14 protein-coding genes are annotated in these 15,621 nt (G+C 37.4%); 5 read left to right on the top strand and 9 right to left on the bottom strand.

Features of this window, described 5'->3' with window-relative positions; genetic code table 11:
- Positions 1–87: 87 nt before the first annotated feature.
- Complete coding sequence (locus ACFIKJ_RS06450; protein WP_273787903.1) at positions 88–990, bottom strand: J domain-containing protein; 903 nt, start codon at positions 988–990, stop codon at positions 88–90.
- A 325-nt stretch (positions 991–1,315) separates the two neighbouring features.
- On the opposite strand from ACFIKJ_RS06450, the gene pdxH reads away from it, so the two are divergent.
- The gene (gene pdxH, locus ACFIKJ_RS06445; RefSeq protein WP_273787902.1) at positions 1,316–1,939 is read left to right on the top strand and encodes a pyridoxamine 5'-phosphate oxidase; all 624 of its coding nucleotides are present in this window, start codon (positions 1,316–1,318) and stop codon (positions 1,937–1,939) included.
- A gap of 236 nt (positions 1,940–2,175) precedes the next feature.
- Here the strand turns inward: pdxH and ubiA are convergent, their stop codons facing one another.
- Positions 2,176–3,180, bottom strand: a complete 1,005-nt coding sequence (gene ubiA, locus ACFIKJ_RS06440; RefSeq protein WP_375651585.1) for a 4-hydroxybenzoate octaprenyltransferase — start codon at positions 3,178–3,180, stop codon at positions 2,176–2,178.
- Between the two features lie 90 nt (positions 3,181–3,270).
- On the opposite strand from ubiA, the gene purD reads away from it, so the two are divergent.
- Positions 3,271–4,545 carry a phosphoribosylamine--glycine ligase gene (gene purD, locus ACFIKJ_RS06435; RefSeq protein ID WP_375625135.1) on the top strand — a complete coding sequence of 425 codons (1,275 nt, stop codon included), beginning with the start codon at positions 3,271–3,273 and terminating at the stop codon, positions 4,543–4,545.
- Positions 4,546–5,165: 620 nt separating this feature from the next.
- Positions 5,166–5,312: a hypothetical protein gene (locus ACFIKJ_RS06430; RefSeq protein ID WP_375670359.1), complete on the top strand. Its 147-nt coding sequence runs from the start codon at positions 5,166–5,168 to the stop codon at positions 5,310–5,312.
- 314 nt (positions 5,313–5,626) lie between these two features.
- Here ACFIKJ_RS06430 and ACFIKJ_RS06425 read toward each other — a convergent pair whose 3' ends face one another.
- The 7 genes from ACFIKJ_RS06425 to ACFIKJ_RS06395 form a co-directional block, all read right to left on the bottom strand.
- Entirely contained in the window at positions 5,627–6,154 is a 528-nt protein-coding gene (locus tag ACFIKJ_RS06425; RefSeq protein WP_273787899.1) for a DUF6101 family protein, read from the bottom strand.
- Between the two features lie 143 nt (positions 6,155–6,297).
- A complete protein-coding gene (locus tag ACFIKJ_RS06420) occupies positions 6,298–7,707 on the bottom strand; it encodes an FAD-binding oxidoreductase (protein WP_375670358.1) in 1,410 nt (469 codons plus the stop codon).
- Positions 7,692–8,672 (bottom strand): L-threonylcarbamoyladenylate synthase, encoded by a 981-nt coding sequence (locus tag ACFIKJ_RS06415; RefSeq protein ID WP_375670357.1) that lies wholly within the window; start codon positions 8,670–8,672, stop codon positions 7,692–7,694. Before ACFIKJ_RS06415 ends, ACFIKJ_RS06420 begins: the two co-directional genes overlap by 16 nt.
- A complete protein-coding gene (locus ACFIKJ_RS06410) occupies positions 8,669–9,343 on the bottom strand; it encodes a ribonuclease HII (RefSeq protein ID WP_375651587.1) in 675 nt (224 codons plus the stop codon). Before ACFIKJ_RS06410 ends, ACFIKJ_RS06415 begins: the two co-directional genes overlap by 4 nt.
- 165 nt (positions 9,344–9,508) lie before the next feature.
- Entirely contained in the window at positions 9,509–10,417 is a 909-nt protein-coding gene (locus tag ACFIKJ_RS06405; RefSeq protein WP_375625139.1) for a 4-(cytidine 5'-diphospho)-2-C-methyl-D-erythritol kinase, read from the bottom strand.
- Between the two features lie 242 nt (positions 10,418–10,659).
- Positions 10,660–11,508 carry a S49 family peptidase gene (locus ACFIKJ_RS06400; RefSeq protein ID WP_012754808.1) on the bottom strand — a complete coding sequence of 283 codons (849 nt, stop codon included), beginning with the start codon at positions 11,506–11,508 and terminating at the stop codon, positions 10,660–10,662.
- A 192-nt stretch (positions 11,509–11,700) separates the two neighbouring features.
- On the bottom strand, positions 11,701–12,489 hold the full coding sequence (locus ACFIKJ_RS06395; protein ID WP_375648114.1) for a tRNA1(Val) (adenine(37)-N6)-methyltransferase: 789 nt from the start codon (positions 12,487–12,489) through the stop codon (positions 11,701–11,703).
- Between the two features lie 179 nt (positions 12,490–12,668).
- Between ACFIKJ_RS06395 and ACFIKJ_RS06390 the strand changes: the two genes are divergently transcribed.
- Positions 12,669–13,745 carry a polyprenyl synthetase family protein gene (locus ACFIKJ_RS06390; RefSeq protein WP_375670356.1) on the top strand — a complete coding sequence of 359 codons (1,077 nt, stop codon included), beginning with the start codon at positions 12,669–12,671 and terminating at the stop codon, positions 13,743–13,745.
- Between the two features lie 95 nt (positions 13,746–13,840).
- A complete protein-coding gene (locus ACFIKJ_RS06385; protein ID WP_375625142.1) occupies positions 13,841–15,535 on the top strand; it encodes a tetratricopeptide repeat protein in 1,695 nt (564 codons plus the stop codon).
- The last annotated feature ends 86 nt before the right edge of the window (positions 15,536–15,621 follow it).

The raw sequence follows: 15,621 nt of genomic DNA, 5'->3' as shown, positions 1-15,621 counted from the left end.
TGCCTATGACACAGGTCAACTTTTTCTTCAAGTAATTGGTTTAAAATCAAACAAAAACTACGCTTTTATATATAAAAAATTTTAAAATTAATCTTGTTGCATTTGCAAAAACTGTTCTAGCGCGGCATTTTTACCTTCTGGCAACATAATGCGAACATGCACATAAAGATCATCTCTTGTACCATTTTTTAAACGAAGCCCTTTCCCTTTCAACCGTAAAACGCGATCAGAACTTGACCAAGCAGGAATCGTTAAAACCACACGTCCCTCCAATGTCTCAACTTCTTCTTTTGCTCCCAAAACAGCATGTTTAAGAGAAACTGGTAAATCAAGATGGAGTGCTCTTCCTTCAACCCGAAAACGAGGATGTTTTTGAATCTGAATGGTTATCAACGCATCTCCTGCTTGCCCAAGAGGTACCTCTTCTCCCTGACCTTTTAATCGAATAGTCTGTCCGTCTTCAATATAATCTGGAAGTTTAATTTTTAACTTTTTTCCATTTGGAAAAACAGCTTCCACCTTTTCTGCGCCAACCATCTGCTCTAATGTTATAGCAAGATTAGCACGAACATGTGCTCCTTGTTGGGGACGGTTATAGTGTGTGGAATTCGAAAAGCTACCACCTCCTCCAAACAGATCCCGAAAAATATCACTCGCATCAAAACCTGCACCACCTGAAGAGGAAAAATCAAATCCCTTTGCTCTTCCTGAAAAGGGATTTTGTTTATTGCTAAAATTTTCACCAGTACCATAGGCTTGATAAAGCGGTTTTCCTTCCATATCAATTTCACCGCGGTCAAATTGTGCCTTTTTATCCTTATCACCTATAATTTCATAAGCTTGATTAATTTCAGCAAATTTTTCTTTAGCCTTTGTATCATCTTTATTATGGTCTGGATGATACTTCTTTGCTAATCTTCTAAATGCCGATTTAATCTCTTGTGATTTTGCGGTACGTGCCACACCCAGAATCGTGTAGGGATCACGCATATTGCCCTCTTTTCAATTTTTTCGGTTTCAAAATATCAACTGATCCGTTGTTCAATATCCCTTATATCTTCATCAGTCTATTCTAGAGAATAATTTCTTCTTTCCTCTTTATATGTCTATCAATAAACTAAAATACCAGATAAAATGAGACATTTATTTAATATAGCTCATTGTAGTCTATGCTAAAGTAAAAATAATTAAACTACCATAGAAATACACAATAGCATTGGCTTTTTGAAAATAAGAAAAAATAGTACTGTAACTTTTTGATGATAAAGTAAATGAGAAAATGCCTTACCCATGCTCACTGATATTTGGAGAAACTATGAGCAACAAAATACCAACAGATGATCATTTTATGAAAATGCAAAAACCTTTTGAACTTTTCGCAAAGTGGCTTGAAGAAGCAACGATAAGTGAAATAAATGATCCAAATGCTATGGCATTAGCAACAGTTGACGAAACAGGACTCCCTAATGTTCGTATGGTTCTCCTCAAAGACTACAGTCCCCAAGGCTTCGTCTTCTATACCAATTATGAAAGCTGTAAAGGACAAGAAATTTTAAAATCAATGAAAGCATCTTTAGGTTTTCATTGGAAATCGCTCCGTCGTCAGGTCAGAATTAGAGGAATTGTTGAAAAAGTAAGTCAACAGGAAGCCGATGCCTATTTCCAATCGCGACCACGTGGTAGTCGAATTGGTGCATGGGCATCTAAACAATCTCAACCTTTAGACAATCGTTTTGTGCTCGAAAAAGCAATTGCTCAATATACTGCACGTTATGCTCTAGGCAATATTCCACGACCACCTTATTGGTCTGGGTTTCGTGTTAAACCCCTTTCTATAGAGTTCTGGTGCGATCGCCCATTTCGTTTACATGATCGTCTGCTTTTTACACGCGATTGTGTTGAACACAGCGATTGGAAAAGACAAAAACTTTATCCCTAATCCTTCAAACTTCATCGTTATAAAGATTTTTTCTTCCCGACAGTTAAAAAAATATTTTTTATTTGAAAAATTCTAAAATAAGATGATTTAGTTTATTTAAATAGAAGAATTTCATTTTCACTGTAAAAGTTGATTGGTAATATTTTCTACTGTATCGCTTAAAACAGATTAGCAACAAACTTATTTAAAAGAAAATACTGTATTCAGCAGAAACTATGATTTTAGCTAACTTATTTTTAGATCGCAGGATAAAATATCGTCCATATACCCCCAAATACCAAACCAGCAAAAATCACAAAACCAATAAGCGAATTAGATTTGAAAAGCCTGAGGCATTGTGAACTGTCATCTATATCAATGACTTTAATTTGAATAAACATATGGATGCTTGCCGCAAAAATCCCCAAAAAACTAAGAACAGGGACTCCAGCTAAATAAAATGCTAGACTAACGAACACCACAAAACCACCATACAAAAATACTAAAGCACGCTTGGTTCCTTTACCAAAGAGAAGAGCCGTAGAACGGACACCAACAGTAGCATCATCTTCTTTATCTTGATGTGCGTAGATTGTATCGTATCCTATGGTCCACAAGATTGATCCCACATAAAGCAAGATTGGGGCCCAACTTAAACTTCCAAAGACAACAGCCCACCCCATTAATGCCCCCCAATTAAACGCAACGCCTAAAAAAAACTGCGGCCAATATGTTACGCGTTTCATAAAAGGATAAAACGCAACAGCTATCAATGACGAAATACCTAGAAAAAAACTAAACCTATTAAATTGTGATAAAACGACTAAACCAACCAAACATTGCATAAGTATAAAAACTCTGGCTTGAAACCGACTCACATGACCTGTCGGCAATGGACGAGAACGTGTCCTTTCTACCTGAGCATCAATTTTATGGTCAATAAGATCATTCCAAGTACATCCTGCCCCTCGCATAGCAATAGATCCCAGAAAAAAAAGAAAAAGATACCAAACCCAATGAAGAAACATTGATAAAAGAGTATCGTAATGCATGTTATAAGAGAAAAAAGCCATTGTTGTTGACCAAAAACAAGGCCACATCAACAATTGCCATCCGATAGGCCGATCCCAACGCGCCAATTGCGCATAAAACCATAAAGAACAGGGAAGGAAATTGTAGACCCATTGTTTGGAAGATGCGTCCATAACCCGTCCCTGACTCTCACAGGATTGAACATGCGCGATATTTTTATTTTTTTTCATCAAATGATTTACCTTTGGTCTTGCGATAGAGACATTTCATTCTTATGAGAAAGAGATGAGATTAATCATCTTTTATGAGAGGAGCAAGCAATGAATATTCTTCTTATTGGCTCAGGTGGACGAGAACATGCTTTAGCATGGAAAATAGCAGCATCACCACTGCTAACAAAGTTATATTGTGCTCCTGGAAACCCTGCAACAACAGAATTTGGTGAAAATATTAATTTAAACATTGATGACCATCCCCTTGTTATTGATTTTTGTAAAAAACATTCTATTGATCTTGTGATTGTAGGACCAGAAGCACCATTGGTTGCGGGTATAACAGACTCTCTTAATAGCGCTAACATCTGTGTATTTGGTCCTACTCAAAAAGCTGCTCAACTAGAAGGTTCAAAAGCTTTTACAAAAGATTTATGTCGTAAGAATAACATTCCTACAGGAAGTTACCAATGTTTTAATGATGCTTCTAAAGCTAAAGCTTACATTCATCAACAAGGTGTTCCCATTGTTATTAAAGCTGATGGCTTAGCAGCTGGCAAAGGTGTCGTGGTTGCAACAACTATGGAAGAAGCATTTAACGCAGTCGATGCCTGCTTCAAAAGTGCATTTGGAGATGCAGGAAACAAAATTGTTGTAGAATCTTTTCTTGAAGGTGAAGAAGCAAGCTTCTTCTGCCTTTGTGATGGTAAAATTGCTCTTCCTTTTGGATCTGCCCAAGATCATAAACGTGTAGGTGATGGGGATATTGGAGCAAACACCGGTGGTATGGGTGCTTATTCACCAGCGCCCATCATGACCCAAGAAATAGTGAATCGTACCCTCAAAGAAATTGTTGAACCAGCTTTAAAAAGCATGAAAGAAATGGGCGCCCCCTTTAAAGGTATTCTCTTCGTCGGATTAATGATAACGCAAAAAGGACCCGAATTAATTGAATTTAACGTACGATTCGGTGATCCTGAATGTCAAGTTTTAATGATGCGTCTCAAAGATGACATTTTGCCAATTTTTCTTGCTGCAGCTCAAGGAAAACTTGAACATAAGCCTCTTCGGTGGTCTGAAAAAACTGCTCTCACCGTTGTTATGGCTGCCAATGGTTATCCAGACTCTCCCCAAAAAGGTACTGTCATCCGTAACGTTGATAAAGTAAACACTCTTCCCGATGTGAAAGTTTTTCAAGCTGGTACAGTATTGCGTGATGGAGAACTCATTGCAAATGGTGGACGTGTTCTCAATATAACAGCAACAGGAAAAACGATTACGCATGCACAAAAACGTGCTTATGAAGCTGTTGATTGTATTGATTGGCCAGAAGGTTTTGTTCGTCGTGATATCGGATGGAGAGCCATTGCGCGAGAAAACTAAATCCTTTGAATATTCTTTTTTACGATTTGATTATTTTATATAAGAGCATAGTACAAAAATTTTCTCACTGTTTTACGTTGATCATAATTTTGAAAAAATGAGTGTGCTTTCCTTTGAACAATCAAATATTGTAAATAGGATATCTACTCATGATAAAATAGGAAATTTCTCTGAATATGACACTGTCATATAAACTGATCATTTTACTGTTGTATTTACTTTAAACGTATTTTCTCATCACTTTTATAAACACTTTCTTTCTTATAAAATCCTGAAGAAAAACATATATACTATCATTTCTTTTATTTATTGCGTTTTTTAATGAAATTCCGCTTTTACGAAAAATAAAATGCCAAAAAAAAGATACTGATGTTATTCACGTACAAATTCTTAAACAATACCCCTCATGCTCGTCACTCCCATTTTACGATACTACCTGCAAATAGTATAAATCCATACTGCCATCTTTCTTGAATAAAGATAAAAACCGATACCATCATTGTATTTTCCAACTCTCAATATTACGATAACCCTTTCTATCTAAATGCTTTTGATTATAAGAGAGAGAGATGAAATAAGAATATTTTGTAATATTTAAAGCTCTCATTCAACATGGAGAAATGATTTATAAAAAAAATCAAAAACACTTCCAGCAATCTTCTGGTGTTTTAACGATGTGGCAAAAACCAAAAATTACACCGCCAAAAAAAACGGTTTCTATTGTTATGAAAGTCGTTTTACCTCTCCGAGAAAAGCGTTTAACATAACCGATTCCTGCTGCAAATATATGGTGTCAAAAAATTCTCATTTACAATCATTGACTTCCTCTTTGCCTTAAAGAACCAAAAGTCACACCAAATCCCATCTGGAAACATCTGGATTCTCATTGAGCAGGTTCCTCTTGGTTCCCACTCATATGCTTCACTTACACAAAGACCGACATTTAAGAATATTCGCCATGTCCTCTAAAAATACTTCATGTATGAAGTTTACATGCCTTATATTACCGCCCAAACAACGATGTTTTACGGCACAACAAGATAAATGCTTACGGTAGTACAAAAATGAATGCATATTAATATTACTGGAGTGCAACTCGATTCGCAATCACCAAACGCAAGCCTAACGGATTGCTATAACGAAGTAAGAAACGCTTTTGTTTAGAATGTGCTGTTGTACCAAAAAAACGATGTAAATCAGAACGATCTTTTACAACTAGAATGCGATTATCTTCATTGATCATAAGCATGGGGAGGCCATAAGTATCCGCCCATAATCGCCAATCCAGAAGAACATTATTCAAATCTCTGGAAACCAAAAGCGGTATACAAGCTTCCTCATCAGCATGAAGTAATTCTAATGCAACAGCTCTTTCTCCTGAACGCGTTTTTACGGTACGTGCTGCAATTCCTTGGAAATGATAAGGCGGTATTAAATGCGATAAGCTTGAAGGCATATCCGTTTTAAAAGAAACACCACGCTCATTTAACGAACAAATAACCTGATTACCCGTTTTGGATGAAAAATATGTCGTCGTTTGTGGCAAATGGCACGGATCTAACCGAAATTCAAGCACCGCTTTTGCCTGATTAAAGCATTGATTAGCCATATACATATCCCAATTTATCTTAAATAACATACACCCTTTAGCAGCTTTTTCTCATTGGATTATTAAAAGTTTGAATAAAAAACAACTGGTTTCTTTTTTGGTTATTAAAATCTAAACAAAAATACATGATCACTATTCTTGAATTATAATACTTTTCCGGGATTCATTATCCCTAAAGGATCGAGCGTTTTTTTAATCCCTTGCATAATATCCAATGCAACAGGCGATTTAAAAGAACGAAGTTCTTCGCGCTTAAGCTGACCAATTCCATGCTCAGCAGAAAATGCACCTCTATAGTCCATTACTAAACTATGAATGCGATGATTCATTTTTGACCATAACTGCAAGAACACCGTTGTATCAGCTCCTACAGGTTGTGTAATATTATAATGTAAATTTCCATCGCCCATGTGTCCAAAACAAATCACCCGTGCTCCTGGAGAAATATCTTCAACAATAAGCGCTGCCTCAGCAATAAAATCAGGAATAGAAGCAAGTGGAACCGCAATATCATGCTTAATGGACCCTCCTGCTAACTTTTGTGCATAGGATATACTTTCCCGCAACTGCCAAAAAAAATCTTGCTGTTTTAAAGATTGTGCAACAATTGCATCTTCTATCACCGCACTCTTTAAAGCTTCTTCTAAAATAATACTCAGTACTGATAACGCCTCATCATCGCCTTGCAATGATGAAATGTTCATTAATACATACCATTCATGCTCCCGCTGAAGAGGAGGCTTCTCACACATCTTATAATCTAAAGCCATTTGCAAACTGAGATTTCCCATGAGCTCAAAACCTGTCAACATCCCTCCTCCATATTCTTGAGCCAGAGATAAAAACTCTAAAGCCTTCGCCGGACTATATAATCCCACCAAAGCAACAGCTTTTCCTTTTATTTTTGGAAACATCTTCAAAACGGCTGCGGTTATAACACCCAATGTGCCTTCTGCACCAATAAAAAGATTTTTCAAATCGTAACCACTATTGTCTTTTTTAACAAAACGCAAATCATCTAAAATACGGCCATCTGGTAAAACAACTTCCAAACCAAGACAAAGATCACGCATATTGCCATAGGCTAAAACAGCTGTCCCTCCAGCATTCGACGAAAGATTTCCTCCTACTTGACAAGAACCTTCAGATGCCAAAGAAAGAGGGAAAAAACGACCTGATTCATCCACTTTTTTCTGTAAATCCTGTAAAATAACACCAGCCTCTACAACAACAAAATTTCCCTCAATATTTATAGTTCTAATCTTATTTAATCGTTCCATGGATAAAAGAACGCTCCCTCCTTTTTCATCTGGTTGTTGTCCCCCCACAAGCCCTGTATTTCCACCCTGTGGCACAATCGGTGTGCGTGTTTTGCTCGCTAGCTGCATAATCAATGAGACCTGTGCGCAAGAAGATGGACGTAAAAGTAAAGGTGTTTTTCCATGAAAAAGCCCACGCTCTTCAAGCAAATATGGTGCAATCAACGCTTGATCTGTTATAGCATGCTTAGCACCAACAATTTCTCTAAAACCCTCAATTAATTTCTGCTCCATGTTTGTTTCTCCTTTGGAGCCGCAGCCCGTATAAGACGATCATTGATCGCCTCCCCTAATCCATATGATGGAATAGGTTCTACTGCGATACATCTCACTTTAAATGAATCTAATTCCTTCATATATTGAAATAAATGAAAGGCTGCCTCTTCCAACTTTCCATCTTCGCTAAGATTTAAAATAGAAACGGCATTTTCAGCCCCCATAACGCGCTTTGAACCAAATGCTAAAAGCGCTTCACCACTTTCCACCTTTTCTACATTCAAACGAATCGTGGCATTGGGAGCATAATGCGACTTTAACATCCCTGGAGCTTCAATCGCCGCCCTTTGATCTATCCGTTTTAAAGACTTCCCCACAACTTCTTCAATTTTATCAGCCGCAAGCCCCCCTGGACGCAAAAGATAAATATTTTCATCACAAATCTTAATAATCGTTGATTCAAGCCCTATTTTAGCAGGTCCTCCGTCCAATATCAAAGGAACAGATTCCCCTAAAGATGCAAAAACAGCCTCAGCTGAAGTAGGGCTAAGACGCCCCGATTGATTCGCACTAGGAGCAGCAAGTGGGCGGCCAAAATGTTGTACTACTTCCGCAAAACGACTGTCTGGAAAACGAACAGCCAAGGTATTCAAACCAGAGGTTGTTAAAGGATGAATATTATGCTGTTCCTTTAAAGGCAAAACCAATGTCAAAGGCCCTGGCCAAAATTCTTCCATTAATTGGCGTGAAAGAAAGTCAATTTTAACATAACGTTCCGCCATTTCGATGCCGCTGACATGCGCAATAAGAGGATTAATTTGCGGACGACTCTTTGTAGAAAAAATAGAATAAATTGCCCTCCCATTGGTTGCATCGCCCGCTAATCCATAAACAGTTTCCGTTGGTAATGCTACTAACTTCCCTTGTTCAAGAAGCGCTATTGCCTCTCTTATCGAAGCACTATTAAGTGGTAGAATCGTCATGACACACCATTTCTATAACACTCTTTTAGTGGTGCAAAACTATAACGATGTAATCCTATAATTGGTCCATATTTATCAAGAGCTGTACGATGCGCTAGTGTTGCATAACCTACATGCTTCTCTAAACCATACCCTTTATAAACTTGTCCTGCACACTCCATCATCCGATCACGCGTTACTTTCGCAATAATAGATGCGGCTGCAATTGAAACCGAACGCTGATCGCCCTTAATCAATGCCATTGCAGGACAGGACAACTCAGAAGGAATATCACGTCCATCAACAAGGACATAGTGGGCTGGAATGGCTAACCCCATAATACAGCGACGCATTGCCTCTAAAGTTGCTTTTCTAATATTAGATTGATCAATTGTACGAGCACAAAGACTAGCGATTGAAACCGCTAATGCACTTTGCAAAATTTCATGATAAAGTCTATTTCGTTGGAGAAAAGAAAGTTTTTTTGAATCATTTAACCCATTAGGAATATGGTCTTTATCCAAGATAACTGCTGCCGTTACCACAGGTCCAGCGAGAGGCCCCCGTCCTACTTCATCAACACCTGCTATATGAAAAAAACCCTGTTTTTGCAAATCCAATTCGCACGAAAAATTTGGTTGAAGCGGAACATTAAACATCTTTGATAAATCACAAATACAACAAACATACATCTATTTCTGTAGCCTAATCATTTTTTGCAAGCATTACAGTTTTAAATGGCTCTCCAAACATTCTGCAAATTCTTGCACAAAAGATAAAAAACACATTTCTTTGGTTACCCTTTTTCATTGTGTATAATAAAATCATGACGAAATAAACGCTTTTATATTTATTTATCAGATATTTCCTAAAGTCATGATCGGTTTTACAAACCAATTTGGGTGCATTGATTTGATAAAAAGAGCTGCTTGTTGCGCTGTTTGTTTATTTTTAAAAATGCCAAAGCAAGTTGCTCCCGTTCCAGACATGCGGGAAAAAAGAGCGCCACATTCATCTAATACAGATAACACTTCAGCTAACTGAGGTGCTATTTTTAATGCAGAAGAAAAAAGATCATTACGCGTTTCTTGTAAAGCTTCAACCAATGAATCAACACTCTTTAAAGCGTCTGTATTAATTTTTAAAGAAGGATTATGACGCTTCTCTAACGCTTTAAAAACAGTTTGTGTTGAAATCTCTTGTCCATGATTAACCAATACTATTGCAAGAGAACAGGCTCCCTTTAGTTGTATCATCTCTTGACCAATTCCTTTGACCAAAAGCGGCTGCTGATATTCTAATGCATAAAGACACATGGGAACATCAGCACCAAGAACTAAGCTCATTTTTGCTAATTCTTGGTAAGAGCAATCAAGATTCCACTGTTGACGCAACATGCTTATAACCCCAGCTGCATCACCTGAACCACCACCAATGCCTGAAGCAACAGGTAATGTTTTTACAAGCCGAAAAAAAGCAGGTTGAGCACATTCAGAAAAAGTATTATGCATAAAATCCCGTGCGCGAATAACCAAATTATCTAAATGAGACACAAGGCCTTTTGCAAACGGTCCCGTCAAAACAAACTGATTATTTTCGCAAGGTGCATAGTGTAGACAATCACCGCTAAGACTAAAATAAACCAAGCTTTCTATTAAATGATACCCATCAGCACGTTGCCCCACAACATGTAGAGCTAAATTCAATTTAATAGGTGTAAATAAATAGGAATGTCTTTTGGACGAAGCTTGTACATTTGATATCATATGACGTAATATCCACCTACACAGGGTTCTTTTACAAACTCCTCCCTTTTATCCATATTTTTTATTAGCACAAGCACTATAAACAGTTTGGAATATTCTTAATCGTTTTCTAAACAAACAATAAATATGAAGAGCACTCATACAAAATAAACGACATGTTCTCATTCGTATCATTTCAAGCCTTTTTTCTTCTAAAATCTGTTTTTAGATAAAAATCCCTCTGGCTTGAATGATCCTTTCCATTACAAACCATAACGCTGCCAAAGTGCTCGCTCTTCTGCTGCCATCAATGCACTGTCAACGACTGTATAAACCGTATGTGCCGTCACTCCTGAAGGCGTTTTAGGTCCTAAGAAACTTTTTGGAGGCATAATAAGTCGAAGTTTTGCATCATTACCAAAGCGCTCCTTAATAACAGAACGTACATCATTTAATCCATCAACCAGACCAAGCTCAACGCTTTGTTTTCCACTCCAAAACATTCCTGTAAAGAGATTCGAATCATCTGATAATTTTTCAGCACGCCGTTCTTTAACCAAATCGATAAAAGTTTGATGCACTTCAAGTTGGAGAGATTTCAAATGCTCGATATCCGCCTTTTTTTCTGGCTGAAATGGATCTAATGTAACTTTGTTCTTTCCTGCCGTGTATACACGCCGTTCGATACCAATTTTCTTCAAAAGCTCCGGAAAACCAAAAGAAGCTGAAACCACTCCAATGGAACCAACAATTGAAGAAGGATCTGCAAAAATTTCATCCCCCGCACAAGCAATCATATAACCACCGGATGCTGCAATATCTTCAATAAACACAAGAACCTTTTTATTTTTTTCTTCTGCCAAGTCACGAATACGCTTGAAGATAAAACGCGATTGTACAGGTGAACCACCAGGAGAATTAATAATAAGTGCAACAGCCGGTGACTTTTTGTGTGCGAAAGCCTTCTCTAAAAGATTTGCACACCTACTGAGGGAAAGGGTCCGGGATATAGATGCTGATGAATCCATAATTGCTCCTTGAAGGCGCACCACAGGAATTTCAAGTTTATCGGAAGAAAAACGGCGTGGAATAAAACTTTTAATAAAATCCATCAAAACAAAATCTCCTTATAAATTAAGAACAATTAAATAGGCAAGGACAACAAAAAGGAACAACGTGATACCATCCAAAAGCGCCAATCAATCCCCACATTACAACCAGAAATATAACTTCACCCAAAAGCTAAACCTCCCTAATGACAAAGTGTAGACTTTAAATAATAAACTAAAAAACACAAGATACTATTAGAAAAGTTCCCACAAGCTTATATATCCATTATTAATTGCATCAACTCGGGGTGAAAAAGTATGGTCATTACCTTCATGTATAATCAATGCCGGTAAAATAGATAAAGCTGCTCGGCTTCCTCGTTTTGCGTAAAATAAAAGACGAATTGCTGCTGTTTTCGCACGTGCATGCACAGGAATTATACAAATACCACCAAAACGCCCTTCTAAAGCACGCAAAATATCTGTCAGCGATTGTGGACGTGCAATAAGCCCTAAGTATCCACCTGGCTTAACAATGGCTGCTGCACTCCGCAACCAGTTATCAAACATCGCTTCAGACATAACATGTGCTTCAGATTTTTGTTTATCAGGTGTCTTGCGATCAGTAGGATTATTAAAAGGTGGATTCATAATCGCAAAATCAAAGCTATTATCTATCAAACCTGCTTTTATACGGGCATTCCCTTTGAAGGTAACATCTGCTTCTAGCAAACAAACTCGGCTAGAAAATTGTTTATTTTGTTTTAGCATAAGCGTTTTTTGAGCGTAAGATACCATAAAAGCTGAACGTTCAACTAAGGTAACATGAACTTTCAAACAACGCGAAGCAACAGCCAACCCTGCAGCTCCAGCGCCTGCACCTAAATCAACAACCTTGCCCTTTAAATTACTTGGAACCAAACCAGCTAACAACATCGCATCCATTCCAGAACGATGACCATATTTATGGGGTTGAACCAAATAAAATTTCCCGCGGTGAAAACTGTCAATTGTTTCACCACTCTGATTCGTTGTTTTATCCATTTAAAAGCCTAATGCTCACCTTTATAAACTGCATTTTTGCCATTCAGCTGCTATTTTAAATTTTTTATTATTTCATAACAATAAGATTACACTCGCTAAAGAACATTTCTTGCCAACAACATTCCAAGCTAACACTTTTAAATGACATCAAAAGCTTGAGTCAAAACCAAACCCCCTTTATGCTAGTAAATAAAGTAAATTTTATATATGTCCATTGCAATACTCTAGGAGTAAACACATTGAGCGCAGCTATCAAACCAGAACAAATAAGAAATAATCAAATTTCTCTTCAATCTCTTGTCAACCTTACTCAAAAAGATATGGAGCGCGTAAATCAATTTATTCTCTCTATGGCAAAATCAGAGGTTGAGATGATCCCTGAAATTTCTAACCATCTTATTTTATCAGGTGGAAAGCGATTACGTCCAATGATTACGCTCGCTTCTGCTCATATGTTCGGTTATCAAAGTGACGGGCATATAAAACTCGCAACAGCTGTTGAATTTATGCATACAGCCACATTACTACACGATGATGTGATTGATGAAAGTAATTTGCGACGTGGAAAATCCACGGCACGGATGATTTGGGGAAATCAAGCAAGTGTACTTGTTGGTGATTTCCTGTTGGGTCAGGCTTTTAAAATGATGGTCGATGTCGGTTCCATAGAAGCGCTCTCTGTCCTAGCGAATGCTGCTGCAATTATTGCTGAAGGAGAAGTTATGCAACTTTCTGCTGCAAAAAATATCAAAACCAGCCCTTCAGACTATCTCAAAATCATCAATGCCAAAACAGCCGCCCTTTTTTCAGCAGCCGCTGAAGTAGGACCGATTGTTGCTGGCTATGGACATAAAGAGCGTTCTTCATTACGTGAATATGGAACATCTTTAGGTTTAGCTTTCCAATTGATTGATGATGCACTTGACTATAGCGGTAGTGCTCAAAACTTAGGAAAAAATATAGGGGATGATTTTAGAGAAGGAAAAATAACAATGCCTGTTATTATCGCATATGAACGTGGAAATATAGTAGAAAAAAAATTCTGGAAACAAGCACTTGAAGATGGCAATAACAATAATGAAGCCTTCGCACACGCGCAACACTTAATAGAAAAGTATGATAGTATCACAGATACAATAGAACAAGCACGCATCTACGGAAAACATGCAATTGATGCTCTTGTTCCCATGAACGAAAATCTTGCTTACAATGCTCTCGTTGAAACTGTTGAATTTTGTATTGCGCGCGTAAACTGAATTCTTTGCAAGAATCACAGTATTTCTCAATAAAGTAATGAGATATGACCTATAAACAACACCATCGATTAATTATCTTGAAAAGGATTAGCTCCATGTGCTCTGCAACGGTATCCCGACTTTTTACCCTCTTTATCGTGGGTATCATGCTGATGCCATTCCCCACCTACAGTAAAATAAGCACCGCAATTCATACAAGCTCATTTACAGGTGCTTATTTAGCTGGAAGGGTTGCAAATCATGAAAATAAAACAGAACTTGCTATCAATTACTTTAAACAAGCACTCGTTTATCAACCTGATAACATTGAAACACAAAAAGAGCTCCTTGAAGCTATGCTCTCGGTCGGAAACTTTAAAGAAGCTGTCCAACAAGCCCAAAAACTCAAAGAGCAAGATGTTATAACTCCCTTTGTTTCCTTAACTTTGTCAGTAGAAAGTCTCATCAAAAAAGACTATAAGAATGCCAATTTTCTTCTGCAATCAAAAGAACCTCCGAAATCCAATAATCCAATACCTGAACTCATCGGTGCTTGGATTAAATTTGGATCTGGACAAAAATCTCAGGCAATCGCTGATCTTAAGAAACTCAAAGGTCCCGTCTGGTATGACCTTTTTATATCTTATCATCTAGCACTTATGAGCGATCTCGCAGAACAGCCAAAGGATGCAAAAAAATATTTCATTAAAGCACTTAGTAACAAACAGGGGACTCTTATCGCTCCCAATACCTATGAACGTATTATCATAGCCTATGCCTCATTCCAATTGCGCCATAATATGCGTAACCAAGCTCTTCAAACAATCCAACATGGCGAACAAATGTTGTCAGGTCGAGAAGTCCTTAAAAACTTTCGAGAAAAAATTGAAAAAAATTCTTTCTTAGAGAGAGTTATTAAAACACCTCAACAAGGAGCAGCCGAGGTATTATATAATTTTGGAACTGCCCTCAACCACAAAAACTCAGGACGAATCGCACGTATTTTTAAGCAATTATCTTTCGCCTTATACCCTCAAAATGACGCAACACTGTTTCAGCTCGCACACATCTCTGCTAAATTGAGTGATCCTCATCAAGCAATTAAACTTTATCGCGCATTATCCCCTAAATCTGCTTATTATAAAGATGGACAACTTCATCTTGCATTCCTTCTTGCCAATAACAACAATTACAAAGAAGCAATAAAATTACTCACATTGTTAAATGAAAAATTTCCCAATGATCGTAATATTTTGATAACGCTCGTTGCTTTTTATATGCAGGACAATAAATTTCTTGAGGCCATTAAAACTCTAGACACCGCTATTGCCCAGATAAAAAACTTTCAGCAGGACGATTGGAAACTCTTTTATCAGCGTGGTATTGCTTTTGAACGTTTAAAGCAATGGCCAAAAGCAGAAATTGACTTGAGAAAATCACTTGATTTTTTTCCAAACCAACCGCAGGTTCTTAATTATTTAGCCTATTCCCTTGTAGAACGTGGTGAAAAGCTTGAAGAATCGCTCCGTATGCTGCAAAAAGCTTCTGCTTTGCAAGCTCACAACAGTCATATTCTCGATTCTTTAGGATGGGCTTATTATAAACTAAAAGAATATAATAAAGCAGTGCAAATATTAGAAAATGCTGTCAGATTACAACCAGAGGACCCAACACTGAATGATCATTTAGGGGATGCCTATTGGAAAGTTGGGCGTAAACGTGAAGCAATCTTTCAATGGAACCACGCAATTGATGGAAAACCAGAAAATTCTGAACAAATTCAAGAAAAGTTGAAATTTGGTTTGCAATAAACGACGCTTAACCATAAACCACATGAAATAATAAACAGAGAAACTAAAATTATTTTGGTTTTTTGTTTAGTCCAATATAAAGAGTA

Origin of the sequence: Bartonella sp. PS7NMGDW (assembly GCF_042193585.1) — a bacterium.
GTDB lineage: Bacteria > Pseudomonadota > Alphaproteobacteria > Rhizobiales > Rhizobiaceae > Bartonella > Bartonella grahamii.
The sequence above is the reverse complement of the archived record's forward strand: the minus strand, read 5'-3'. Positions and strand labels throughout refer to the sequence as shown.